21 protein-coding genes are annotated in these 23,773 nt (G+C 68.2%); 6 read left to right on the forward strand and 15 right to left on the reverse strand.

What is annotated here, in order from left to right; translation table 11 throughout:
• Position 1 precedes the first annotated feature (1 nt).
• Both pstB and ACH46_RS03595 read left to right on the forward strand, forming a co-directional pair.
• Positions 2–778 carry a phosphate ABC transporter ATP-binding protein PstB gene (pstB, locus tag ACH46_RS03590; RefSeq protein WP_062391717.1) on the forward strand — a complete coding sequence of 259 codons (777 nt, stop codon included), beginning with the start codon at positions 2–4 and terminating at the stop codon, positions 776–778.
• 136 nt (positions 779–914) lie between these two features.
• Entirely contained in the window at positions 915–1,535 is a 621-nt protein-coding gene (locus ACH46_RS03595; RefSeq protein ID WP_062391718.1) for a TetR/AcrR family transcriptional regulator, read from the forward strand.
• Positions 1,536–1,559: 24 nt separating this feature from the next.
• Here the strand turns inward: ACH46_RS03595 and phoU are convergent, their stop codons facing one another.
• From phoU to ACH46_RS03640, 9 genes are all read right to left on the reverse strand, one after another.
• Complete coding sequence (phoU, locus tag ACH46_RS03600; protein ID WP_062391719.1) at positions 1,560–2,222, reverse strand: phosphate signaling complex protein PhoU; 663 nt, start codon at positions 2,220–2,222, stop codon at positions 1,560–1,562.
• Between the two features lie 100 nt (positions 2,223–2,322).
• Entirely contained in the window at positions 2,323–4,635 is a 2,313-nt protein-coding gene (locus ACH46_RS03605) for an LCP family protein (protein ID WP_062391720.1), read from the reverse strand.
• A 128-nt stretch (positions 4,636–4,763) separates the two neighbouring features.
• A complete protein-coding gene (gene dusB / locus ACH46_RS03610; protein ID WP_236995121.1) occupies positions 4,764–5,849 on the reverse strand; it encodes a tRNA dihydrouridine synthase DusB in 1,086 nt (361 codons plus the stop codon).
• Between the two features lie 170 nt (positions 5,850–6,019).
• On the reverse strand, positions 6,020–7,012 hold the full coding sequence (locus tag ACH46_RS03615; RefSeq protein ID WP_062391722.1) for an acyl-ACP desaturase: 993 nt from the start codon (positions 7,010–7,012) through the stop codon (positions 6,020–6,022).
• Positions 7,013–7,464: 452 nt separating this feature from the next.
• Positions 7,465–8,319, reverse strand: a complete 855-nt coding sequence (locus ACH46_RS03620) for a DUF1266 domain-containing protein (protein WP_062391723.1) — start codon at positions 8,317–8,319, stop codon at positions 7,465–7,467.
• Positions 8,320–8,323: 4 nt separating this feature from the next.
• Positions 8,324–9,073, reverse strand: coding sequence for a DUF1266 domain-containing protein (locus tag ACH46_RS03625; RefSeq protein WP_226995751.1), 750 nt, complete (start codon positions 9,071–9,073; stop codon positions 8,324–8,326).
• 169 nt (positions 9,074–9,242) lie between these two features.
• The gene (locus ACH46_RS03630; protein WP_157850996.1) at positions 9,243–10,091 is read right to left on the reverse strand and encodes a DUF1266 domain-containing protein; all 849 of its coding nucleotides are present in this window, start codon (positions 10,089–10,091) and stop codon (positions 9,243–9,245) included.
• Positions 10,058–10,762, reverse strand: coding sequence for a DUF1266 domain-containing protein (locus tag ACH46_RS03635; RefSeq protein WP_082399863.1), 705 nt, complete (start codon positions 10,760–10,762; stop codon positions 10,058–10,060). The genes ACH46_RS03630 and ACH46_RS03635 overlap by 34 nt, the downstream gene beginning before the upstream one ends.
• Before the next feature lie 181 nt (positions 10,763–10,943).
• The gene (locus ACH46_RS03640; RefSeq protein WP_062391726.1) at positions 10,944–11,456 is read right to left on the reverse strand and encodes a nuclear transport factor 2 family protein; all 513 of its coding nucleotides are present in this window, start codon (positions 11,454–11,456) and stop codon (positions 10,944–10,946) included.
• A 160-nt stretch (positions 11,457–11,616) separates the two neighbouring features.
• On the opposite strand from ACH46_RS03640, the gene ACH46_RS03645 reads away from it, so the two are divergent.
• Together ACH46_RS03645 and ACH46_RS03650 are read left to right on the forward strand one after the other, a co-directional pair.
• Positions 11,617–13,410, forward strand: a complete 1,794-nt coding sequence (locus ACH46_RS03645) for a serine/threonine-protein kinase (RefSeq protein WP_062391727.1) — start codon at positions 11,617–11,619, stop codon at positions 13,408–13,410.
• Positions 13,411–13,421: 11 nt separating this feature from the next.
• Positions 13,422–14,222, forward strand: coding sequence for a hypothetical protein (locus ACH46_RS03650; protein WP_082399864.1), 801 nt, complete (start codon positions 13,422–13,424; stop codon positions 14,220–14,222).
• Between the two features lie 25 nt (positions 14,223–14,247).
• On the opposite strand, the gene ACH46_RS03655 is transcribed toward ACH46_RS03650, so the two are convergent.
• The 6 genes from ACH46_RS03655 to ACH46_RS03680 all read right to left on the reverse strand — a co-directional run bounded on the left by ACH46_RS03655 (position 14,248) and on the right by ACH46_RS03680 (position 20,632).
• Positions 14,248–14,841, reverse strand: a complete 594-nt coding sequence (locus tag ACH46_RS03655; protein ID WP_062391729.1) for a hypothetical protein — start codon at positions 14,839–14,841, stop codon at positions 14,248–14,250.
• A 51-nt stretch (positions 14,842–14,892) separates the two neighbouring features.
• Positions 14,893–16,188 (reverse strand): hypothetical protein, encoded by a 1,296-nt coding sequence (locus tag ACH46_RS03660; RefSeq protein ID WP_062391730.1) that lies wholly within the window; start codon positions 16,186–16,188, stop codon positions 14,893–14,895.
• A 77-nt stretch (positions 16,189–16,265) separates the two neighbouring features.
• On the reverse strand, positions 16,266–17,021 hold the full coding sequence (locus ACH46_RS03665) for a DUF8176 domain-containing protein (RefSeq protein WP_062391731.1): 756 nt from the start codon (positions 17,019–17,021) through the stop codon (positions 16,266–16,268).
• A 223-nt stretch (positions 17,022–17,244) separates the two neighbouring features.
• A complete protein-coding gene (locus ACH46_RS03670) occupies positions 17,245–18,669 on the reverse strand; it encodes a MinD/ParA family ATP-binding protein (RefSeq protein WP_062391732.1) in 1,425 nt (474 codons plus the stop codon).
• Between the two features lie 67 nt (positions 18,670–18,736).
• Positions 18,737–19,951, reverse strand: a complete 1,215-nt coding sequence (locus ACH46_RS03675) for a MinD/ParA family ATP-binding protein (RefSeq protein WP_082399372.1) — start codon at positions 19,949–19,951, stop codon at positions 18,737–18,739.
• Positions 19,952–20,347: 396 nt separating this feature from the next.
• On the reverse strand, positions 20,348–20,632 hold the full coding sequence (locus ACH46_RS03680) for a hypothetical protein (RefSeq protein WP_062391734.1): 285 nt from the start codon (positions 20,630–20,632) through the stop codon (positions 20,348–20,350).
• A 354-nt stretch (positions 20,633–20,986) separates the two neighbouring features.
• On the opposite strand from ACH46_RS03680, the gene ACH46_RS03685 reads away from it, so the two are divergent.
• Together ACH46_RS03685 and ACH46_RS03690 are read left to right on the forward strand one after the other, a co-directional pair.
• The gene (locus ACH46_RS03685; RefSeq protein ID WP_062391735.1) at positions 20,987–22,561 is read left to right on the forward strand and encodes a hypothetical protein; all 1,575 of its coding nucleotides are present in this window, start codon (positions 20,987–20,989) and stop codon (positions 22,559–22,561) included.
• Positions 22,562–22,681: 120 nt separating this feature from the next.
• Complete coding sequence (locus ACH46_RS03690; protein WP_062391736.1) at positions 22,682–23,629, forward strand: acyl-ACP desaturase; 948 nt, start codon at positions 22,682–22,684, stop codon at positions 23,627–23,629.
• Positions 23,630–23,773 lie beyond the last annotated feature (144 nt).

Genomic DNA, 23,773 nt, shown 5'->3' on the forward strand with positions numbered 1-23,773 from the left:
CATGGCAAAGAGCCTGACCATTGAGGACCTGAACGTCTTCTACGGCGACTTCCACGCAGTCAAGGACGTGTCGCTGAAGATCGCACCGAAGTCGGTGACCGCGTTCATCGGCCCGTCCGGCTGCGGCAAGTCGACCGTTCTGCGCACCCTGAACCGCATGCACGAGGTGACGCCCGGCGCGTACACCACCGGCTCGGTGAAGCTCGACGGCCTCGACCTCTACGGCAAGAACGTCGACCCGGTCGGTGTTCGCACCACCGTCGGCATGGTGTTCCAGCGGGCCAATCCGTTCCCGACCATGTCGATCCGCGACAACGTGGTGGCCGGTCTGAAGCTGTCGGGCGTGCGCGACAAGGCCAAGCTCGACGAGGTGGCCGAGGCCAGCCTCCGCGGTGCCAACCTGTGGAACGAGGTCAAGGACCGTCTCGACAAGCCGGGCGGTGGCCTCTCCGGCGGCCAGCAGCAGCGACTGTGCATCGCCCGCGCGATCGCGGTCTCACCGCAGGTCCTCCTGATGGACGAGCCGTGCTCGGCGCTCGATCCGATCTCGACGCTCGCCATCGAGGACCTGGTCGCCGAGCTGAAGAGCAGCTACACGATCGTCATCGTCACGCACAACATGCAGCAGGCGGCGCGCGTCAGCGACCAGACCGCCTTCTTCAACCTCTCCGCCGCGGGCAAGCCCGGCGAGCTGGTCGAGGTGGGCGCGACGTCCGACGTGTTCTCGAACCCTGTCCGCAAGGAGACCGAGGACTACATCTCGGGCCGTTTCGGCTGATCTGTCGGCGTCGCCACCTGTGGCGACGCCGTTGCAACCCCGGTCGTGCACGGCACGATCGGGGTTGCCTTTATGGTGGACGATGACTGACTGCGCGGACGACCGTTCGCGATCGATCGATTGACTTCGGGGTGATATGGTCCGGCTCTCAGTAGAACAGCGACGCGAACTGGCGATCGACGCGACGATGCGCGTGATCGCTCGCGACGGTGTCGAGGCCGCCACCACCCGACGCATCGCGCAGGAGGCCAAGGTCGGTCAGTCGAGCCTGTTCTACGCGTTCACCTCTCGTGACGAGCTCCTCGCGGCCGTCGTCGAGCACGGGATCGCGCAGGAGTTGGCCGCCATGGACAGCTGGTTGCGTCAGGCTTCGGCGATGTTCACCGCCTCCCAGATGAGCATCGCCGACGTGCTGAGCACGGCCTTCCAGGCCTTCGCCGACGATCTCGTCGCCAACCGCGACCGCGAGCATGCCCTCGTCGAACTGGCGCTCTACGCACGGCGCACCGAGGGGCTCGAGCACCTGGGGGAGAAGCTCTACGGCGGCTACTACGAGATGATCGCCGGTCTGCTGACCTCGGCCTCCGAGGCCACCGGTGTCACCTGGACGCAGACGCCGGAGTTTCTCGCGCGCATCGTGCTCGCGATGACCGACGGCATGACGCTGAACTACTTGAGCACCGGGGACCGCGCGGTGGTGGACCAGATCGTCGCCGGCGGCGTGCAGCTGCTGCTGGGGTACGTCTCCGCGGGCTGAGCGACTAGTGTCCGGCGCAGGACACTAGCTGGCCTCGAGCAACTGCTCGGGCGTTTTGCCGGTGGCCTGGAAGACCACGCGGCGGGCGATCAGAACGGCGTGGTCGGCGAAGCGCTCGTAATAGCGGCCCAGGAGAGTCACGTCGACGGCGGCGGCGACGCCGTGCTCCCACTCGCGGTCCATCATCACGGTGAACAGGTGGCGGTGGAGGTCGTCCATCGCGTCGTCGTCGTCCATCAGGGTTAAAGCGTCGTGGTAGTCCTGGTTCTGCAGGACGCGCCGCGCGTTGTGCGCCAGCTCGACGGCCAGGCGGCCCATCTCCTCGAAGTAGCCCGCGACCTCTTCGGGCAGCACCTTGGCGGGATGGCGTCGTCGCGCCACCTTGGCGACGTGGAGGGCGAGGGCGCCCATGCGGTCGATCTCGGACACCAGTTGGAAGCCGCTCACCACCGAGCGGAGATCGCCGGCCACCGGGGCCTGCAGGGCCAGCAGTTGGAAGGCCTGGTCCTCGGCCTCACCGGACTTGTCGGCCACGGCGTCGTGATCGGAGATCACCTTCTCGGCCAGCTCGAGATCGGCCTCGAGTAGTGCCTGGGTGGCCTGAGCCATCGCCGTTCCGACCTCATCGACCATGTCGCCGAGAGTCTGATTCAGTGCAGCCATCTGCTCCTGATACGCGTCACGCATAGAGTCCACCTTACGTAAGGCAATTCGCGCACTCCGGTGTCCACGATGAAGACATCATGAACTCTTGGCGCTTTCGGATGTATCGCAGGCGACGCCGCTGCTACGAGCAGGTGGTGTCGCCGGCGTTGGTGACCGAGAGGTCGTTGGGCAGGTTGCTGTTGTCGACGTTCGCGGGCAGCTGCTGAACGTGCAGCACCGTCCCCGCGTCGGGGGCGGAGGTCATGGTCTCGACACCGCCGAAGTCGGAGCCGAGGATCACCGCGACGCCCACCTTCACGGTGTTGTCCTGCTGGATCTTGGCGCCGGGGAACATCGCGGCGACGGTCGCGGCGGAGTCCTGTTCGCCCGGACCGTACCGGACGACGGTGTCGGTGCGCTTCTCCGACGAGTCCGCCACACCCGAGACATCGATGCCCTGGCGGGCGAGTTCCTCCATGACGGTGCCCGCGAGGCCCTTCTCGGCCGTGCCGTTCAGCACGCGAACGCTGGTGTTCGACAAGTACTGCGCCGTCAGGTCGGACTTCGGGGCCGCGGGCTTCGGCTTGGCCGGTGCCGTCGACGTGGACTTCGGCTTGCTCTTCTTCTCGCCGGGCAGCGGCTTGTCGTCGATGATCGCGTTGAAGATGGCATCGATGTCGTCGGTGCGCGGGATCTCGTTGTTCTCGCCGTCTGTGGTGGTGCCCGCGGTCGGGATCGTCAGGAACGTGACGCGGCCCGCGTCCATGCCCTGCATCGACTCGGCCAGATCGATCAGCGACGCGGTGTCGACGTTGTCGACGGTGCTGTACTTGATGAACGTGCTGATCATCTTGTTCAGCTTCGACGGGTTCGAGAGGACGTCGCCCGACAGGGTGGCGCGCAGCAGCGACGACATGAACAACTGCTGGCGCTTGATGCGTCCGTAGTCGCCGTTGCCCTCCACCGAGATGTGGCGGGCGCGGACGTAGTTGAGAGCCTGCCGACCGGTCAGCTTCTTGTGTCCGGCCTTGCGGAGGATGGTGCCGAGCTCGTAGTCGTACAGCGGGACCGTCGAGCACACCTGGACGCCGCCGACCGCGCGCACCACGTGCTCGAAGCCGGAGAAGTCCATGGCGATGAAGTGGTTGATGTTGAGGCCGCTGATCTCGGTGAGCGTCTTGACCAGGCAGTCGGGGCCGCCGTCGGCGTAGACGCTGTTCAGTTTGACGCCGTCGGCGGCGGGCAGGTCGCCGCTGTAGGTGCGTTCGGTGTTGTCCCAGTCCTTGCACTCGGGCCGGCTCACAGCGAGGTCGCGTGGCCACGACACGGCGACCACACGGCTGCGGTCTGCGGGGATGTTCACCAGAATCACCGTGTCGGAGCGGGTGCCCTCGACGGAGTCGGCATCACCGGCACCGACCTTCGCGTTCTTGCCCGAACGACTGTCGGTGCCGACGATCAGGTAGGTCTCGTCGCCGTTCTGGTCGCCCGGCTTGCGGATGCTCGCGTTCTCGGGATCGATGGCCTGAACGACGTTCCACGCGCCGTCGACGGTCCGCAGCATGTTCCATGCGTAGCCGGTGCCGACCAACGACAACAGACAGGCCAGGCCGAGCAGGATGCGGCCGGTGTTGGTCGCGATCTTGCGGGTCCGATGCCGGTCGGTGGCGCTGCGTCGCGTCGCGCGGATCTGGCTGAGAGCCGCGGTCAGATCGGGGGTCTGCTGCAGTCGCCCCCGACGTTTACGCGGTGCGTCGTCGGTGGGCTCGGCGGCGGGGATCTCAGCGACCGGTGCCTTGGGCTTGGGCATGTCCTCGGCGGACGCGTCCGAGGTGGGCGCCTCGGGTGTCGCCGGTTCCGGAGGCCGCGGTGCGGACTGCGCGGCCTTCGCGCGTTGGGCCTCCGCGGCCATCGCAGCGGGGCTGCGCGTGACGCGGGTCTCCGCAGCGCGGCGTGCGGGAGGCGTCGCGGGCCGTTGACCACGCGACTCCTCGGAGAGGCGGGCCGCGGTGGCGGTGTCCGACAGGTCGACGGCCGGCTGATCGGTGACCGGAGGAATCGCCGTCGTCACCTCGTTGGAGGCGGGGGTCTCCGGCCGACGGGGTGCGGGCGGCCGCTGGGCCGGTGGCCGGGTGCCCCGCGGTTGGGGGCGACGCGGCGGCAGCGGCTGCGGGTTCGCGTGATGCGAGGTCTGCGGGGCATCGGTCTCGTCGACGCCCATCTGCTCCATGAGCTGGCGGACCGTCAACCGTCCGCGGGGACGGACATAACCTTCGCGGGACGACGGCTCCCGCAGGCCTTCGGCGCGCGGGGTGGGCGGCGTGCCTTCGGGCGGGCCGCCTGCCTCGCCGAAGCGGGCGCGGAAGTCGTACGCTCCGGACCGGCCGGCGCGACGTGACCGCCGCGCGGGCGTGTCGTCGCTGGGCTCGGAAGAACCGGGGCGGTCAGAACTCACAGTGCTTCTTTCTCGGTGTCGGGGCGGTCCGCGGCGTCGACGGAGGGTTCGACTGGTGAGCCGCGTGCTGCGCACATATTAATGGGAGCACCTGAGAAGTCTCTGCGGCGCGGCCGGTCGAGCGTGCGTCAGCCTCCGGAATGCATGATTTCGGCGCCCTCGGGGACGGTGTCGTCTTCGGGGTCGTCGAGCCAGCCCTCGGGCAGCGCGACCGATGCGGGTGAGCCCTGTCGGCCACGCGGACCGTGGGCGTCGTCCGGGAACGGCGTGTCCGACGGCAGGGTGGAGATCAGTTCTCGCAGGTCGTCAAGGGTTTTCACCAGGGCGAGCGAGGAACGCAGATCCGACCCGGCCGGGAAGCCACGCAGATACCAGGCGATGTGCTTGCGCATCTCGCGCATGCCCTTCATCTCTCCGTGGTGAGCCGAGAGCAGTTCACCGTGGCGAATCATGATCTCGCCCACTTCTCCGAGATTCGGGGGTACGGGGGCCTCCACACCGCGTAGGCGGGCCGACAATTCGGCGAACAGCCAGGGGCGGCCCAGGCAGCCGCGGCCGACCACGATGCCGTCGCACCCGGTCTGCTCCATCATTCGGACGGCGTCGTCGGCCTCGAAGATGTCTCCGTTACCGAGCACCGGGACGCTGGTCACGTGTTCCTTGAGGCGGGCGATCTCGTCCCACACCGCGGTGCCCGAATACCGCTGCGATGCGGTCCGGGCATGCAGGGCGACGGCCTGCGCGCCCTCCTCCGCCGCGATCCGGCCGGCGTCGAGGTGCGTGTGGTGCTCGTCGTCGATGCCGATGCGGAACTTGACGGTGACCGGGATGTCGGTGCCCTCCGTCGCGCGGACGGCGGCGGCGACGATGTTCCGGAACAGGCGACGCTTGTACGGGATCGCGGAGCCGCCGCCCCTGCGGGTGACCTTGGGGACCGGGCAGCCGAAGTTCATGTCGATGTGGTCGGCGAGGTTCTCGTCGACGATCATCTTCGCGGCCTGATAGGTGTACTCCGGATCCACGGTGTACAGCTGCATCGACCGCGGCGTCTCGCTGGGGTCGAAGGCCGTCATGTGCATCGTGACCGGGTGCCGCTCCACCAGGGCGCGGGCGGTGACCATCTCACAGACGTACAGGCCGGAGACGGTGCCGGTGCGGGCCATCTCCAGTTCGCGGCAGAGGACGCGGAATGCGACGTTGGTGACGCCGGCCATCGGGGCGAGGACCACCGGGCTGTTCAGCTCGATGGAGCCGATCCGCAGGGCGGGTTCAGCGGTCTGCTGTCCGGAAGGTGACGTCCGGGCGAGCGAAGCGACGGGAAATGACTTCGCACCGGCGTCTTCGGGGTTCCCCGAAGACGCCGGTGCGGTCAGAGCGACAGTACTCAGGACGCTTGCTTCTCACGCTTGGCGGCCTCGCGGGCCAACGAACGGTCGCGCATCTCCTCGAAGCGGGTCGCGTCGGCGTCGAGCTGTTCGAGGAACGCGGCGAGCTCCTCGCGCGTCTTCTCGCCCTCGGGGCCGAAGTCGGTGCGCTCGAAGACCTTCCACTTGCGCAGGACCGGGTTGACGACCTCTTCCAGGTGCTGGCGGAGGTCGTAGATGCCGTGCTTGGCCATCAGGACGCCGTGGCGACGGAAGTTCGGCATGCCCGCGCCCGGCATCTGGAAGTTGGTGACGATGTCGGTCACCGCGCGCAGCGTCTGGTCGGGGGAGAGGTCCATGCCCGCACCGCAGATGTTGCGGTAGAAGATCATGTGCAGGTTCTCGTCGGCCGCGATGCGCTGCAGCATCTTGTCGGCGATCGGGTCGTTGCAGGCCTTGCCGGTGTTGCGGTGGCTGACGCGGGTCGCGAGCTCCTGGAAGGTCACGTACGCGACCGAGTGCAGGAGGCCCACCTCTTCGCCGTTGGCCTTCATCTCTTCGGCGCGGTCGGCTGCGGCGAGCATCGGGTCGTACCCGTTGGTCATGTGGATCATGCGGGCCTGCTCGAGGGCGACCGGGTCGACGCCGCGGGTCACGACCAGGTAGTCGCGCATCGCGATGCCGTGGCGGTCCTCCTCAGCGGTCCAGCGACCGACCCAGTGGCCCCACGCCGAGTCCATCGAGAAGTTCTCGGCGATCACGCGGTGGTACGAGGGCAGATTGTCCTCGGTCAGCAGGTTGGTGATCATCGCGGCCTTGGCGACCTCGTCGAGCTGCGAATCGGCCGGATCGTAATCCGTGCCGCCCAGCGCCGCGTAGTTCTTGCCCTCGTCCCACGGAACGTAGTCGTGGGGGTTCCAGTCGCGAGCCGTCTTGAGGTGACGATTGACGTTGGCCTCGGCGGTCGGCTCGAGTTCCCGAAGGAGCTCCAGTTGTGTGAGTTGACGTGCCATCGGTGTTCCTCTGGTCGGGTACGGGGTCGTCTCAGGTGTCGGCCGGGTTGCCTGCTCGACACGCCCGACATGCGCATTCACTCCCAGGCTACGTCACGCGCAAGGCTCTCCCCAAGTCTTACGACGTGGCGCGCGGCCCGGAAACGGAGTGCTCCACGTCCTCTAATGTCGCCTGCCAGGGCCGGTGACGTTAACAGATTCCGAGGGTGGGTTACGTCACCGTAGGTTACTTTCCGGTCGGGGTGAGGGCGGCGAGTTCGGGTGGGGTACGAACTCCAGGCGTGCTGTCATGGCGCGACGGGGGTGATGGTTCCGTCGGGTGAGAGTTCGACGATCTGACCGTCGTCGTCCATGTAGACCGCGCGTGCACGCCTCGCACAGCCACCACAAATTACGCGGTTATCGCCCCTTTTTTCTAAGGCCGACGGCTATACGCGTTGGTAGTGCGAGCGTCAGTCGTCACCCAGGACGGGCTCGGTCGGAAACGGCAGGTTGTTCCACGGCGAGTGGCGGGAGTCCATGAACGGACGGACCCACTCGATGGTCTGGACCACCTGCTTGCCGAAGGTGTCGGGGTAGGTGACGATCCGGCCGGCGGCCACGCTCAGCCCGTACGACCGCCACGACGAATGGTTGACGAGCGCACGGTCGCGGGCGGCCAGGGCGACGTTGCGAACCACGTGCGGTCCGCCCCATCCCACCGCGAGCCCCCACTTGGCCACGTTGCAGACGCGGACGAGGTCGTAGCCGTCGAGTGCCTCCACCTCTTCGTCGGCGGCGAGCAGACGCGCCCTGCGGAGGGTGTCCTCCGCGGCGTGAATGTCGGGGATCGACGCGACCAATGCCTCTGCCCACCCGGCGGGGGCCTCCAGACGCTGGGCCTCTGCCGCCAACTCCTGCGACCAGGTGGCGTCGTCGAGCACGCGGACGTCGCGCCGCTGCTTGGCAGCGGTACGCACCTTGGCGGCGTGATAAGCGAGGCTGTTGCCGTACATGCCGTCGAGCAGTCCGCCCAGCACCTCCATCCAGTACTCCTCGGTGGAGATGCCCCAGTCTCTGGTCAGGGGTTGCTTCGGGTCGTAGCCCCAGTCTCCGAGATGGGTCAGCGAGTTCCACTCTGCTCCGTTGGCGGCGGCCATCGGCCCGGACAGGGAGAGCCCCTGAGCGACCGGTCCGTACAGCGTTCCCTCCGGGTCCACCGGGAGGACGTGCTCGGAGTAGTCGCGGTCGATGGCCGCGGCGATCTGCTCGGGGGAGTCGCCCGAGACCAGGCCGACCTTGTCGCGCAACTTGTCGAAGAGTGCCATCGGTTCAGTCCTTGCTCAGTACAGGGGTGGTCGGGAACGGCAGGTTGTTCCAGGGGGAGTGGCGGGAGTCGAGGATCGGCCGCACCGACTCGATCGAGTTGATGACCTGGCGACCCCACGTGTCGGGATAGGTGACGATGCGGCCGGCACAGAAGCTGAGCGCGTACGACCGCCACGACGAGTGATTAGTCAGCATGCTGTCGCGGCAGAGCAGGGCGACCCGCTCCACGACCCACGGTTCACCGAAACCTGCGATCACACCCCAGCGGGCCATCGCGGAGGCCCGGGCGAGGTCGTAGCCGGTGATCGCCTCCACCTCTTCGTCCGCCGCGAGCAGACGAGCCTGCCGAAGAACGTCCTCGGCCGCGCGGATGCCCGGGATGGTCGCGATCAGCGCATCGGCTCGGGCGGTCGCATTGTCGTACTCCGCCGATGCGGCGACGATGTCTTGCGTCCACGTGGCGTCGTCGAGAACGCCGAGATCGCGTCGCCGTCTGCCTTCGGTGCGCACATCGGCGGCCAGCATCGCCGCGACAGCGCCGTAGTCGAACGACACGAGTTCGTTCAGCACCGCCATCCAGCGTTCAGAGTCCGTGATCCGCCAGTTGGCCTCGAGGCCGTGTCGAGTGCTCTCGACGTCGTCGGCGCCGATACCGGTCAACGAGTTCCACTGCATGCCGCTGTCCATCGTGATCGGACAGGCCAACGACAGTCCCTGCGCCAGCGCCCCGTACAGCGGGCCCTCCGGATCCACCGGCAGTACGTAGTCGGTGTAGTCGCGGTTGATCGCCTCGGCGATCAGCGCGGGGTCGTCGTCCGGCCACGGGGCGTCGTCATCCTCGTGGCGGGGGCGACGACGTCGGGCTCGGTGGGCTTGTCGCGCCGGAACTTGTCACGAAGTGCCATGTGTCGGTTCCTCGCGATCAGAAGTCGAAGTCGGTGCCGGTCGGGAACTCGAGGTTCCGCCACGGGCTGTCGAGCGCGGTCAGCAGACTCGCGACATGAGGGAGAGCGCCGTCGAAGCCTGCGCGGGGGTCGTCGTCGTTCAGGGCCGAGCCGACGATGACCGACGCCGCGAACTCGTTCCAGCCGATGAAGTATCGGGTGGCGACGTCACGCGCGGCGAGCAGCGTCTGCCGGACGGCGGCGTAGTCGCCGTAACCGGAGTACGCGCCCCACCGGGCGACGGTGACCGCCCACGAGATCCGGTAGCCGAAGATGTCGCGGACCTTGATGCCCGGCTCCAGGAGTCCCACGTCGGCGATCCAGCCGTCGATCTCGTCCACGGTGCTGATGATGCGGTCGACGGTGTCGTGCGCATCGGGCGTCTGATCGTCCCCGGCCAGCCAACGGTGCATCTCGTCGCGCCACAGTCCGGTGGTGACGACCTCACCGCTGCGCATCATCTCGGCGCGGAAGCCGAGGACCAGGTCGATGTCGCCGCCGTCCGGATTCAGGGCGTCGCCGACCGTCGAAGTCCAGTCGTCCGTGCTGTTGACACCCTGCTGGGCCAGGAAGACACGCGCCGAATACGGCGTCGCGTCGTCGATCGTCAGCGAGTTCCACGCCTGGCCCTGTTCGACGCGGGCCGCGGCACCGAGTGCGAGTGCTTGCGCGACCTCGTCGTACAGGGGGCCGTCGGGGTGCACCGGGATGGTCGACGACGCGAAGGCGCGGAGTTGCTGCGCCGACCCGGCCAGCGGGAGCTGCGCGGGTGCGATGTGGAGGCGGTCCACGGTCAGTTCCGGCCCGGGAACGGAATGTTGGCCCACGGGCTCATCGGGTTCGCCAACAGCGCCTTCACGGTGTGCGCCGGTTCGACGTAGTGGGAGTCGGTCGGGTAGCCGCCGAACAGGACCGACGATGCTGCGACGTACGCGGCGCCGAACGACGCCCACGTCCGATAGCTGGTGATGCCCGACGCGTTATGGCCGAGGGCGTTGATCATCTGCGACACGGTGTTCGGGTCGGCGAATCCCATCCGCGCACCCGCGTGGACCAGGTACGCGGCGCTGACGAGGTCGTGGGCGAACATCGTGACGAGCCGCTCGCCGGGCGGCAGGAGGCCGTCGTTCGCGAGCTGCTCCTCGACGTAGTACGACTTCACCGCCAACCGCACCACCAGGTCCGTGTTCTCCTCGGTCCATCCGGAACGCTCGCCGTGCGCATAGACGGCGGCGACCCAGTCGTCGAGATCCAGGTAGGCGCTTCCGCGCTTCTCCAACTCCTCGTCGCGGATGTCGAGGGCGGTCTCGGCGGGCTTAGATCGGATGCGCTCACCGCGGATCAGGCCGTCGGTGACGTGCAGCCACGAGTCGGCGCTGTTGACCTGCCACTCCCTCGCCAGGTGCAGCTTCTCCTCGACGGTCACCTGCACCCCGCCGCCGGGGACCTCGGGACTGTTCCAATGCAGCCCGAGTTTCGCGGCGACCGGGGCGCTCATCGCGAGCACCGACGCCTGCGGTCCGTGTGCCGGGCCGTGCGGCGATGTGAGGATCGGAACGTCGAATCCGGATGTCTCTTGGGTCCCCTCCCCGTCGAGGATCGACTGTGCGCGTTCGTGGTGACCCTAGCGCAGCGGTCCGACGGGGTCGTTCGGGGCGAGGACGGACGAGATCGACGCGCTACCTTCGCCCGAACATCGCGCCCGTCGTCTCCATCCACTTCCGGGCAGCGTCGTCGAGCGTCCCGAGCTCGGCGGCGCGGTCGCACCAGCGGCGGGCCATCGCGCCGAACTCCATCGGGTTGTAGACGTCCTCCTCGCAGCTCCACAGGCCGTCACCCGCATACGTGAGGATCGTGATGTTGGTGGCGGTGAAGACGGAGCCGTCGCCGGGGTCGCGCATCGGATTGTCGATCTCGCAGATCACCCGTCCGGTCGTCGGGTCGGCCACGTGCCACAGCGCCGGATACTCCGCCATGTGGCTGCCGGGGAAGGCGTGCATCGTCTTCTTGACCCACGCGCGGATCTCCTCGCGACCGGAGAACCGGCCGTACGCGTGCTCGATGTAGTCGGCGTCCACCGTGAACTGGTCGGCCCACCGATCCCAGTCGCCGCTGATCGCGACTCCGGCGGTCGTCGTCTGAAACTGCGCGAACGCTTCGCCTAATTCCTGTGTCGAGAACCGTGTCGTCATGCGGCCCGATGGTAGGTGCGGAGTCCCGGTTCGGGGCCGTGTTCAGGAAGGACGACGCGACGGTGACGTCATTCGGCGGGGATAGGCGGGTTCGGCCGATCGCCCCGGGCCCCGGTAGCATTCGGCCCGAACGGCAGCAACCAGGTGAAACGGCAGGGGCATGTTCGGTATCGGGGACGAGATCGCGGGCTACCGCATCGAGAAGGTGCTGGGCGCAGGGGGCATGGGTGAGGTCTACAAGGCCGCGCACCCGCGCCTGCCGCGCCACGACGCGATCAAGGTGCTGCGCTCGGCACACGGCGGAGATCCGGTGGTGCGTCAGCGTTTTGAGCGCGAAGCGGACTTGATGGCGCCGCTGGCGCATCCGAATCTGGTGCGCGTGTACGACCGCGGCGCCTTCGACGACGTCCTGTGGATCGCCATGGAGATGGTGCCGGGCACCGACGCGTCGAAGCTCGCGAAGAACTCGCCCGCCGGGCTGGATCCCCGGCTGGTGGTCAACATCGTCAACGGTGTGGCCGCCGGCCTGGACACCGCTCACCGGCACGGCGTGCTGCACCGCGACATCAAACCCGCGAACATTCTGATCACCCCCGGGCCCGATCCGGTGATGCCCGACGCGGTCAAGGTCACCGACTTCGGCATCGCCCAGGCACTCGGCGAGGCCGGTGCGGCACTCACCAGCACCGGCACCACCGTCGGGACGATGCGGTACTGCTCGCCGGAGCAGATCGACGGTCGCGGGGTCGATGGTCGCAGCGACGTCTACTCGCTGGCTGCCACGACGTTCGAACTCCTGACCGGCAATGCGCCCTATGACTCGAACAGCCTGCAGGGGCTGATGACCGCGCATCTGTTCGCCGAGCCGCCGCGCGCGTCGGAGCGGACGCGGTCGTTGCCGTCGGCCGTCGACGAGGTGCTGGCCGCTGGACTGGCGAAGGATCCGGCTGCCCGCCCGGCCACCGCGACCGCCTTCGCGCACGCGTTGTATACGGCGTTCACCAGCGGAACCGTCAATCTGCCGCCGAGCGGCCAGATGTTCGCGAACACGCCGGGTGCACCGATCGCCGGTCCGCAGCGGACGCAACGCCCCACTACGCCGGCACCGTCGCAGCCCTTCGCGGCAGCCTCGACGACGACGCCGTCGCCCTGGTACCGGAAGGTGCCGGTGGTCGCGTCGCTCGCGGTGGTCGCCGCCCTGATCCTCGGTGTCGGCAGTGCGATGGTGTGGAACTCGGTCGGCGGTCTCTCCACCCCCGACCAGCCGGATGCGAAGGTGACCGCGGCGGGTGTCGAACTCTCCTGGAAACTGGTCTCCGGTGCTGAGAACTATCTGGTGAAGCAGGACGACACCGTCATTGCGGTGACGACGGATCCGTCGTACGTCCTGCAGTCGCCGCTGCCGGGCAAGCACAGCTACTCGATCGCCGCACGGTCCACCTCGAGCGACGGTTCCGGGTTCTCGCCGGCCGCGGACCTGGCCGTCACCTCGACGTGGGGCGAGTTTCTCGACATCGCCAAGCTGTACCCCGACCTGATCCCCAGCACGCCGGTCAACACGAGCGGCTACGACGCGCTGTGGTGCAGAGGTCTCGGACTGTATCCGGTCGCGGAGCCGAAATCGGCGTCGCGAGTCATTGTGTGCGACAAGCTCGACGACGCGAAGAAGCGGGTGTACTCGGTCGCGATCTACGCCTACCCCACGGCGCAGAATGCGCGTATCGGCTCGTACCGGGACTCCCTGACGGACTCTAAGACCGTTTTCAACTTCGAATCCGCGCAGGGCACCGAGGGCATGTTGAAGTTCGGCACGCTGGACGGCAACGCGACCGCGGTGTTCACGAGCGACTCGAGCCAGGAGAAGGGCAAGGCGCTGACGTTCATCGAGGTCTCGGTGGACGGGGCCAAGGACCCGGCCGCCGCACGCACGATCATGGAAAGGCTGCCGTTCTGATGTCGACGCCGATGACCACCGCAGGTCGGACAGGAATCCCGACCAAGACGATCGCCATCATCGCCGTCGTCGCAGTTCTGGTGCTGCTCGCTTCGCTGTTCGCAGTTCGCTCGATGGTGGGGAGTTCCACTCCCGATGCGCCGTCGGGGCTGAGTGTGTCGTACGAGGACGGCAAGGTCAAGGCGGTCTGGAACACCGTTTCCGGGGCCGACGAATACGTCCTGGTCCGCGACGACAGCACCGTCGCCTACTCCGGCTCCGAGTCGAAGGCAGAGGATCTGACGGCGACGGCCGGTGAGCACACCTATCGGGTTCGTGCCGCGAACTCGGGCCGCTGGTCGGCGGAGAGCGCGGAGACCAAAGTTGCGGTCCTCACCGGGTGGGGACAGCTGACCCAGTTCGTCACCCAGTTCCCTGATCTGCTGCCGAAGACGCCGGACGCCGAGGGCTGGCAGGGGATCACCTGCCGATCGATGGTTCGAGCACTGCTCATCGAGCGGGGCCCGTCGGATCACGGCTCGGGGGATCCCCTCGTCCGGGCTCGGATGCACTGCTTCACGTCTGACATCTCGCTGCAGCCGATGTGGATGACCTCCAAGAACGCGGTGGACCAGTTGATGTCCGAGGTGTCGAAGGACGACTCGCCGGAGTCGATCAGCTGGCGATACGGCACCGGATACGTCGTCGAGTCTGCGCGCACCATCTATCTGCGGTTCAGCGACCGCGACGACCTGGTCATCAATCTGTCACTGAAGGCAGGTGGAAAGAAGGAGCTGCTCGACCTCGCCAACTCGATGCCGCTGGAGAAGTAGGGCCGCCCGCGTCAGCCGGCCGCTCCTACGACAGCCCGCTGATCCGGCCGCCGGTGATCATCGCCAACAGATTCGCGATCTGTTCAGCGTGCTCGCGGCTGTAGGCGTCGACGTCGAAACTCAGTTCCACCGTCCACGGTTCCAGCACTTCGCGGTCGCGGGAGGGCCAGCCGGCATCGATCCCTTCGACGAGGGTTCCGGTCTGTGCGGCGGCCATCCAGGCCTCACGGCACGACGGGTCGGCGTAGTTCCGTTCCGGTTGTGCGGGCACCGGTTCGGCGGGGGCAGAGACTGCCTGTAGGCATGTCGGATGCTGCGAACGGAAGTCCGACGGTGCATCAGCCGTGTACCCGCAGCGGGTGCAGGTGAGCGTCACGACCGCCGGTCCCGCATGTGCGGACACCGGCCGCGGGAGGCGCGGGTCGTTCCGGTTGACGAGCTGCCCGAAGTCGGAGCCCTCGGCGAGAACCGCGTCGACCTCCCACGGCGTCAGGTACCAACTGGCGGGTGGGAGGCCTCGGTCGCGGACGACGCCGCCGGACGCAGCGACGCGCTGCGCGATGTAGGTGACCTTCCACTGAGGTTCCGCAGCCCACTCGGGGTCGACGTCGGAGTTCACCGGATGATCCTCTCTGTACCTACATGCGCGGGTGGTCGACCCGAACGGGAACTACCCGCGGTGTGCGCCGCTCTGGACCGGCTTCTCGGCGGCGGCGTGCTTCGGCGCCTGCTGCGGCCACTCGACCTGCAGTCCGCGGACCACGTCGCCGGCGAGTTCGGTCGCGGCGACGACACCATCGTTGATCGCCTTCTCGGCGGCGGGAGCGCCGGCGCCGAGGGCCTTGATCGGGCCCTGCGCCTGCTCGGCGGTCCAGCCGACCTTGGTGGCGCCGACGGTCATCTTGACGTCGCCGCGCTCGGTGACGACGTAGTCGACCGGCGGCAGTCCCGCGCGGGCGGCGGACTTCTGATCCAGACGGAGTTCGAACTGGTTGGGGCCGGTCTCGGCCTCCTCCGTCGGCGCCTCCGGCTGCGGATCGGTCCGCGGCAGGCCCTTCGGGGGAGCGGCGTTGCCCTTGTCTCCCGAGCCGAGAGCCCAGCCCGCGACGCCACCGATCAGACCGGCGACGACGGCGGTGCCCGCTCCTGCGACCAGGCCGGCTCCGACGGCGACACCGGCACCGATCGCGGCGCCGGCGGCGATGTTGAGGGGAGTGACACCGGGGACCGTGGAGCCGATCACGGCACCGAGCGGAATCGCGACCGCGCCGACGACGATGGTCGTCGCGGTGAAGGCGACCGCGCCGCCGATGGCGCCGGCACCCGCGGCACCCATGACGATCGCGGCGGCCTGGCGGGACGCCTCATCCTCCTCTGCCATGCCCATCGAGATCAGCCCGTTGGCGATCTGCTGTTCGGTGTACGCGGCCCAGCCGTTGGCCCAGTCGATGTACCCGGCCTTGTTCGGGAAGTTCGGGATGTCCTTGTTCTTCATCTCGAAGTTGCCGATGCGCAGGGTCTTCGGCTTCGGCGCGATGCGCTTGACCTTCGGTGCAGACGGATCAGGTGCGTGGATGACACGCGGCGTCGGATCGTAATCGCTGTTGTACGACGGCGGCGTACTGGTCCAACCGTCCTGCGGAGCGGCGGGGGCGGCGGGCAGGCCGCCGGGGCCCGGAGCCGACGACGGCGGCTGCGGAGCGGGCTGCGGCGCCGGAGCCGGAGCGGGAGCCTGCGGTGTGATGCCGCCCTGCTGGCGATCGCCCTGGCCGCCCTCGCCGAATCCGTCCTGTTGCGGTGCGGGGTTCTCACCGCCACCGCCGATACCGCCCTGCTGCGGCGCGGCGAACACTTCACCGGTACCTGCGACGGCGCCGAATGCGACCGACGTCGCCACGAGGGCGGCGAGGCCCGCGTGCGTCAACGGCCGGCCGTGCGAGCGGTGCGTGTCTGTCGTCGGATTCATGAACTCGGGTCCCCTTGTTGCTCAGTGACTGGGAAGTCGTGACCTGCCCGGTCGGGCAGCTGGATGGTGTGTCGGTGTCAGTCGACGGCCGTGTTCGACACGATCAACCACCTGCCGTTGTCGTCGGTGGTCTGGATCAATTGGTGGAAGGTGACCCGGTCGCCGCCCGGCGCCGGGTCGAACTGGGCGAGGTCGGTCCGGTACAGGCCGCCCCCGAGCTCGGTGATGGTCAGGCAGTGCGTCGTCTGCTTCGGCAGGGCGTCGATGGCCTTCTGCAGGTTCTCGATCGACGGGATCACGGCCTGCTGTGCGGCAGGCAGCACGAACTCGCTGACCGCATTCGCATCGCGCTTGTTGTAGTACGCGTAGTTGAACGCCTTGATGACCTCGGGGCCGCTGCCGGTTCCGCCGGCGTCGCGTCCCGTGGTGACCTTGCCGTCCACCTTGGACGGGCAGATCTCGTCGACCGGGGCCGACACGGGAGGCTTGGGCGTCGAAGCGATCGGAGTCGACGAGTCGTCGTCGCCCGCGAAGATCCAGAAGGAACCGCCGATGATCGCACCCAGCACCACGACGCATGCGGCGGCGATCAGCGCGAACCGGCGATTCTTCCGGCGGGTCTTGGGGGCGAACGCATCCGAGGGGAGCACCGTGTAATCGGACGGTGCGGCCCCCGCCGCAGGTCGCTGCGCCGTCGGGAGATCGCCGCTGACCGGCAGATACGCCACCGTCTCGGCGCCGTAGTCGATGCCGTCCTCGACGACGGGGATCTCCTGGGTGTCGTCGTCGGCGAGGAAGAAGTCGTCGCCGTCGGGCCTGCGCGAATCGGTCACCGCCGAACCTCAGCTGCCGTCGACGACGGGGCCTCCGTCATGGAGAGCACGGGACGAGAGGTGCAGGTGGCTCGTGACATCCGATGTTCCTCCCTGACTCGGACCGGCTGATCCGACCGGTATTGCTGCTGTGAACCCATCTGCGTGTTACGTCGAGTTCCGGAAAGGGATCCTAGCCGGGTAGCGTCGGCCTCCCAATTCAGCGACGCGACGACGTGACGCTTCACACCTGCGGGACTTGCGGTCCTTGCTGCGGCGCCTGCATCGGGACTCCCTGCGGTTGCGCCTGCATCGGTGCGCCGGGCATCGGGGCACCCTGCGGCGGCATCCCGCCGAACGGGCCGCCGTAGTAGGCGGGCGGCGGCTGGATCGCGAACGGCTGAACCATGGTCGCGGCCAACTCGAGGAACGCCGACCGGGTGGCAGGCTTCATTTCGTTGAGATCGATGAAACCGCCGATGGCGAGATGCTCGTCGTACGGAATGATCTGCACTGCGCGCGTGCGACCGAGGAAGTACTCCCGCAGCATGTTGACGTCGACGGGCGCGTTCCGGGTCTTCGACGCCGCGATGACGACGACGGTCTCGCGGGCGATCTGCTCGTAGCCGTGGGCGACGAGCCAGTCGAGCGTCGCGACCGCGCTCTGTGCGCCGTCCAACGCGGGCGAGGTGACCAGGACCAGAGCGGTCGCCGACTTCATGACACCCGCCATCGCGGACTGCACGAGTCCGGTGCCGCAGTCGGTCAGGATCATGTTGTAGTGGTTCTCGAGGATCTCGATGACCTGCAGGTACTCGTCCTCGGTGAACGCCTCCGAGATCGCCGGATCCCGCTCGGACGCCAGCACCTCCAGCCGGGACGGTGCCTGGCTGGTGTGCTTGCGGACGTCCATGTAGCGCTCCAGGTGCTCGTCCTGGAGGAGGTCGCGGACCGTCGACGCCGTCTGCGCGGGGATGCGACGCGCCAGGGTGCCGAGGTCGGGATTGGCGTCGACGGCGATCACGCGGTCGCCGCGCAGCGACGCGAGAGCCGAACCGAGGCCGACGGTGACCGTCGTCTTGCCGACGCCGCCCTTCAACGACAGCACCGCCACGCGGAAGTCGTTGCGGATCGGTTGGCGCACGCGATCGGCGAGCTGCGCGATCTCATCCTTCTTCCGAGTGCCGCCGAAGGCCACGAAGTTGTTGGCGAAGCCCTGCAGCGACCGGCGCCAGCCGGGCCGGGATGCGGGTGCCGGTGCCTGCGGGGCCTGACCGTAACCCTGCGGTGCGTATCCCTGGGGCGGGACGCCCTGCGGGTAGCCCTGCTGCGGCTGCTGCTGCCCGTCGACCGGCCCGTAGGCGGGGGCCTGCATCCCTGGGTTCGGCATCACCGGCGCCTGCATGCCTGCGGCCGGCATTCCGGCGGGCGGAGTGAAACCGGACTGCGGGTCGGTGTGGCCGTACGGGACGTCCGGCTGAGGCTGGTAGGGCGGCTGCGCGTGCTGCGGCTGGTAGCCGTACGGGGCCTGAGCTGCAGGATCGGAGACGTAGGCCTCCGCCGGCGCGGCCGGTGCGTCCTGCTGGGGGTATCCGAACTGCGGGTCGACGACCGGGTCGGGCTGGTCGACCGTGGCCCAGGCGGGGGGATGAGTGGAGTTCTCGTTCACTGTTGAAGCCTTTCGAAGAGTTCTGGACCGGGTCGGGATTCACCGGTGCGGGGCAGGTGGGTGGCGGCTATTCGCGGCGGGCGGAGTGCGGGAAGCCCTCGGCGACGGTCGCCGCGAGCTCCATGAACGCCTGACGGGTCTTCTTGTGCATCAGGTCGAGCTCCACCTCGGCGCCCTCGGCGAGGTGCGCGTCGAAGGGGATCTGGTGCACCGCCCGGGTGCGGGCGCGGAAGTGTTGGGCCAACTGATCGACGTCCACCGACTCGGAGGTGCTCCGCGACGAGCAGACGACCACGACCGCCGACTTCGCGAGCTCCCCGTAACCGTGCGCCGACAGCCACTCGAGGGTCGCCGTGGCGCTGCGTGCGCCGTCGATCGCGGGCGAGGTGACCAGCACCAGTGCGTGCGCGTAGCCGAGGACTCCATTCATCGCGGAGTGGCTCAGTCCGGTGCCGCAGTCGGTGAGGATGATGTTGTAGTGGCGACGGAGGATCTCCATCACCCGGCGGTAGTCGGCCTCGCTGAACGCTTCGGCCCGGGCCGGATCCCGCTCGGACGACAGGACTTCCAGTCGGTGCGGTGCCTGCGAGGTGTGGGCGCGGACGTCCGCGTACCGCGTCACCGACCGGTCGGCGATCAGATCGCGGACGGTGGACTTCGTCTCCTGCTGCACCCGCTGCGCCAGCGTCCCCAGGTCGGGGTTGGCGTCGACGGCGATCACGCGGTCGCCGCGCGTCGAGGCGAGCATCGCGCCCAGGCCGATCGTCGTGGTGGTCTTGCCGACGCCGCCCTTGAGGGACAGCACCGCGATTCGATAGTCGCCGCGGATCGGTTGCCGCACAGCGCGAACCAGTTCGGCGTGTCTGATGTCGGCAGGGGAGTCCCCGAGATTCAGCGTGCCGCCGGAGGCCTTGAACACCGCGCGACGCCATCCGCGGGCCGGCGGATGCTTGGCGCGGCGGAGTAGAGCTGCCTCGTCGACGGCACCCGGATCCGGCTCCGAGGGATCAGGCCGCTGTGTCGGCTGCTGAGGTGGCTGCGGGGCCGGGGGCCGCTGCGGTGGAAATGGCGGCATCGGCGCCAGAGGTGCCTGATATGATGGCTCCTCCGGTTCGTCGTCGCCCATGTCGAGCCACGACGGATTCTCCTGCGGTTGGTTCATCCCCGATTTCCTTGCCCCGTCACCGCGACCTGGATCTGCGCGCCGGCGTCCCCGAGTCCCGGTGGTGTCTCGGGTCGATCGGACCCGAGACTCGTACGACGTCTCCCGCAAAGGGAACATCCACGTATTCGGGCGAAACCTACCACGCCGTGGCCGACTCGGCCTAAATGCGTAGGGCTCACTGCGGGGCGTCCTCCTCGTCGTCGTGCGGTGCTCACCAGCATTGATAACAGTGCGCGGAGGGGGCGTCGTCGGCTGTCTGAATGGGCCGATTCGGGCGACGAAAGAGCCGCGACCGAACACCTGAGTGCCGTCGCGGCCGGCAGGTCGGGCGGGGCCGCACCATCTGTCGGCGAGTCGCACCACTTGTGGTTCCCGCACTTGGTCGCGACCGAGTGCCAGAAGCAGAGGTGGTGCGACTCGCCGACAAGTGGTGCGAGGAAGGCCGTCTCGTCCGGCGAACCAGTGGGGCGGTCAGCGACGCGCGGCCTCCCCCGGCGGCCGAATGCACGGCGACTAGGCTTCGAGTTCGACCCGCACGTCGGACCCGTCGGGTGTGGTCGTCACGCGAAGGCTGACAGTGAAGCCGCGGTGGTCGTGGACGGTGATGTCGCGGTTGCTCGGGTGCGGGCCGGGAGCCGGGGTCGGAGGAATGAAACCGCGTTCCTCGGTCAACCGGAGGACGCAGTCTCGCCACTGGTCGATCACGGCGTCCGTCGCGCCGTCCTTCCAGCGTTTGACGTCGTAGCGCCACGGCGGACCCTGGGTAGAGCGGACGGGAACGCTGTGCGACATCCCCATTCGCCCATCGTCTCCCCGTTGAGCGAGGCCAGCGGGACGCTTCCGTCGACGGCGTCGAGGTGGGCGTTCAGGATTCGTTCCACCTCGGTCTTCGACATGGTGATGGCGTCGACGTCCTCGCCGTCGCTGAAGCAACCACCGAGGGCCAGAGTGGGGACGGCGATCAGTGCCGCGGTGGCGCGGCGCGCCGTGGAGGTGATCACAGTCGCCCACAGTAAAGGCAGGGCGCGGTGGCGGAGGCCATGCCGATTCGGTGTCGTCCGAGCGAATGGCCCGACTTCGGGAGATGACGGGTCCGCGTGAGAAGGTGGAAGCCGAAGTACGAGCATGACCGTAGTCGGGGGAGAGGTTTTCGTGCGCAAGAGTCTGATCGCAGCTGCCGGGGCGGCAGTGCTGCTGGTGGTCGTATTGATACTGACGTTGGCCGGAGCCATCCTCCCGTCGGTGGAGGGCACCGCTCGACCCAACGAGGCGACACGTGCACTCAGCGACCTGAACAAGGCGTCGACGGCCCTCGCCGACGCGCCGGGTGCCGAGTACGACGGCCTCATCACCATCTCCACCACGTCGGGATCGGTGAAGGTGCGGGTCACCGGCCTGACCGTGACCGCCGCAGGCGACGTGCAGGGCAAGGTCCAGCAGGGGAGCGACGGGCAGGCGGACTGGCTGCAGATCGGCGACAAGACCTACGCCAAGGGCGGCGACACCTTCTGGAAGAACCACCCGATCTCGAAGCAGCCCAAGAGCGTCACGATGGCCACACCGCCCGCGGACCAGTGGGTCTCGGTCCCCGAATCGTTCCTGGGCATCGACCTGCGTGCCGCCCTCCGGCCGGCACGCCTCGGCCTCAACCTGAGCCAGCAGGACACCGCGCTCGGCGACACCGATCTGCAGGGCCAGTCGGTCGGCCTGATCGGCGAGACCCCCGACAAGCGTGTCGCCACCGGCAAGGATCCGATCGGCGTCTCCGAGATCGACGTGGAGGAGAACGACGGCGGCATCGAAGGCAGCCGACGGTTCCAGGCGGGCTCGCTGACCGTCGGCGTCAACGAGGCGGGCGACGTCGTCGCCCTCCGCGGGCCGCTCGGCAAGGGCTACGGCGGCGACACCATGAAGGTGGAGGCCGACCTGACCGTGCAGAAACTCAACGGCGACGCGGTGCGCGGCGCGTACTCGACCATCAAGAGCAGCCTGCAGGGCGCCAAGATCGGAGCCACCGACGTCACGATCGGTGATCCGACCGGCGACCTCACCTGCAACCGCGGCGGTGACTGCGTCATCAGCTACGACGTCAGCAACACCTCGCCGAGCCTGACCCGCGGCACCGCCTCGGTCAAGATGGACACCTCGTTCAAGAAGGGCGACAAGGAGTTCGCGACGTGCACCGTCACCGTCGCCGTCCCCCTGAACGGTCGGAGCAACCTCACCTGCCGGACCCCGTTCGGGGCGCCGGCCGACGTCAACTCGGGTACCCGCTTCACGGTGACCGTGAACGGCGAGATCGACGACGCAGCCCTGACCGCGGCGCTCGAGCAGGGGCAGAAGGTGGCGGACTCGGCCACCGGCTGGACGCCGACCGCGCCGAAGGCCCTGACCGCTGCGCGCGAATACAACCGTCAGGTGGCGGTCGCGCCGTCGAACTACGTCTACAAGGTGGGCGCGTACGGCTTCGACGGTCGCGAACGTGACGGCACGCTTCTGCTGGTCCACGGGCCCGGATACGAGTCGCACGTCCTGCCCGACGGAACCATGGATCCCGCCTGGAAGGGCACCGAGGAACTGCTGACACAGGCCCGCGACGCCCGCTCGGCTGCCGGCGACAAGCCGGTGCGCATGGTGTTCGACGAGCCTCGCGTCGCAGATGCGGTGCGCGCCTTGCTGATCGCGAACAACATCGAGCGGGTGGAAGTGGTGGCCGCGGTCCTGTGAACCGCTGATCGGGACATAGGTACTGACACACTCGATCCGCCCTGATGTTGCGGCGTGCGCCGATCTGGCTTACCGTGCGGAGCATCACACCAACCGACAAGCCCCGGGAGGCGCTGGCTCGTGCCGGATCTAACTCAAGTCCAACTACTCACCGAACTGGAGCCTGCAGCGGAAGCCGAACTCAATCGGCATCTGTCGCTCGCCAGGGAATGGCACCCGCACGACTACGTCCCGTGGGACGAGGGTCGCAACTTCGCGGCGATGGGCGGCGATGACTGGGATCCGGAGCAGTCGCGCCTGAACCCGGTCGCCAAGGCGGCGATGACGCTGAACCTCCTCACCGAGGACAACCTGCCGTCGTACCACCGCGAGATCACCGAGTACTTCTCGCCCGACGGCGCTTGGGGCACCTGGGTCGGCCGCTGGACCGCCGAGGAGAACCGGCACGCCATCGTGATGCGCGACTACCTAGTCGTCACCCGCGGCGTGGACCCGGTGGCCCTGGAGAACGATCGCATGGTCAACATGACCAAGGGCGCGCACTCCGACGACCTGTCCGGCCTGCTGCGCGGCGTCGCCTACGTCGCCGTCCAGGAGCTCGGCACCCGCGTCAGCCACCGCAACACCGGCAAGGCGTGCAACGACCCGATCGCCGACAAGATGCTGCAGCGCATCGCGGCCGACGAGAACCTGCACATGATCTTCTACCGCAACATCTGTGCCGCCGCGCTCGACCTGGCGCCCGACCAGGCGATGGAGGCCATCACCAGCGTCGTCACCAACTTCGACATGCCCGGCATCGGCATGCCGAACTTCCGCAAGATGAGTCTGCTGATGGCCAAGCACGGCATCTACGACGCCCGCCAGCACCTGGACGACGTCCTCTGGCCCATCATGCGCAAGTGGAAGATCTTCGAGCGCACCGACTTCACCGGCCGCGGCGAGGCCGCCCGCGACGAGCTCGCCGCCTTCCTGGAGAAGTCCGAGGTCGACGCCAAGCGGTTCGAGGAGCAGCGTGATCGCTTCCTCGCCCGCGAAGCCGCCCGCAAGGAGCTCGCCAGCGCCTGACGCACCGGCCTGTTCGACGAGCCCCCGCCATCGGCGGGGGCTCGTCGCGTTGCGCCCTCCCACCTCGGTGGCGGCCGTCACAACGCTAGTGTGAACCGAGCACGACTAATAGAACACGTTCGCAGGTGCGGCGAGTCGCGTCGC

The sequence above is a fragment of the Gordonia phthalatica genome, from assembly GCF_001305675.1.
Lineage (GTDB): Bacteria > Actinomycetota > Actinomycetes > Mycobacteriales > Mycobacteriaceae > Gordonia > Gordonia phthalatica.

What these genes read in the sequence shown, in the direction of transcription:
- pstB (WP_062391717.1), top strand. Translation starts at nt 2, where the DNA reads ATGGCAAAGAGCCTGACCATTGAGGACCTGAACGTCTTCTACGGCGAC.
- ACH46_RS03595 (WP_062391718.1), top strand. Translation starts at nt 915, where the DNA reads ATGGTCCGGCTCTCAGTAGAACAGCGACGCGAACTGGCGATCGACGCG.
- phoU (WP_062391719.1), bottom strand. Translation starts at nt 2,222, where the DNA reads ATGCGTGACGCGTATCAGGAGCAGATGGCTGCACTGAATCAGACTCTC.
- dusB (WP_236995121.1), bottom strand. Translation starts at nt 5,849, where the DNA reads ATGGCCGGCGTCACCAACGTCGCATTCCGCGTCCTCTGCCGCGAACTG.
- ACH46_RS03615 (WP_062391722.1), bottom strand. Translation starts at nt 7,012, where the DNA reads ATGGCACGTCAACTCACACAACTGGAGCTCCTTCGGGAACTCGAGCCG.
- ACH46_RS03620 (WP_062391723.1), bottom strand. Translation starts at nt 8,319, where the DNA reads ATGGCACTCTTCGACAAGTTGCGCGACAAGGTCGGCCTGGTCTCGGGC.
- ACH46_RS03635 (WP_082399863.1), bottom strand. Translation starts at nt 10,762, where the DNA reads ATGAGCGCCCCGGTCGCCGCGAAACTCGGGCTGCATTGGAACAGTCCC.
- ACH46_RS03640 (WP_062391726.1), bottom strand. Translation starts at nt 11,456, where the DNA reads ATGACGACACGGTTCTCGACACAGGAATTAGGCGAAGCGTTCGCGCAG.
- ACH46_RS03645 (WP_062391727.1), top strand. Translation starts at nt 11,617, where the DNA reads ATGTTCGGTATCGGGGACGAGATCGCGGGCTACCGCATCGAGAAGGTG.
- ACH46_RS03650 (WP_082399864.1), top strand. Translation starts at nt 13,422, where the DNA reads ATGACCACCGCAGGTCGGACAGGAATCCCGACCAAGACGATCGCCATC.
- ACH46_RS03660 (WP_062391730.1), bottom strand. Translation starts at nt 16,188, where the DNA reads ATGAATCCGACGACAGACACGCACCGCTCGCACGGCCGGCCGTTGACG.
- ACH46_RS03675 (WP_082399372.1), bottom strand. Translation starts at nt 19,951, where the DNA reads ATGTTCCCTTTGCGGGAGACGTCGTACGAGTCTCGGGTCCGATCGACC.
- ACH46_RS03680 (WP_062391734.1), bottom strand. Translation starts at nt 20,632, where the DNA reads ATGGGGATGTCGCACAGCGTTCCCGTCCGCTCTACCCAGGGTCCGCCG.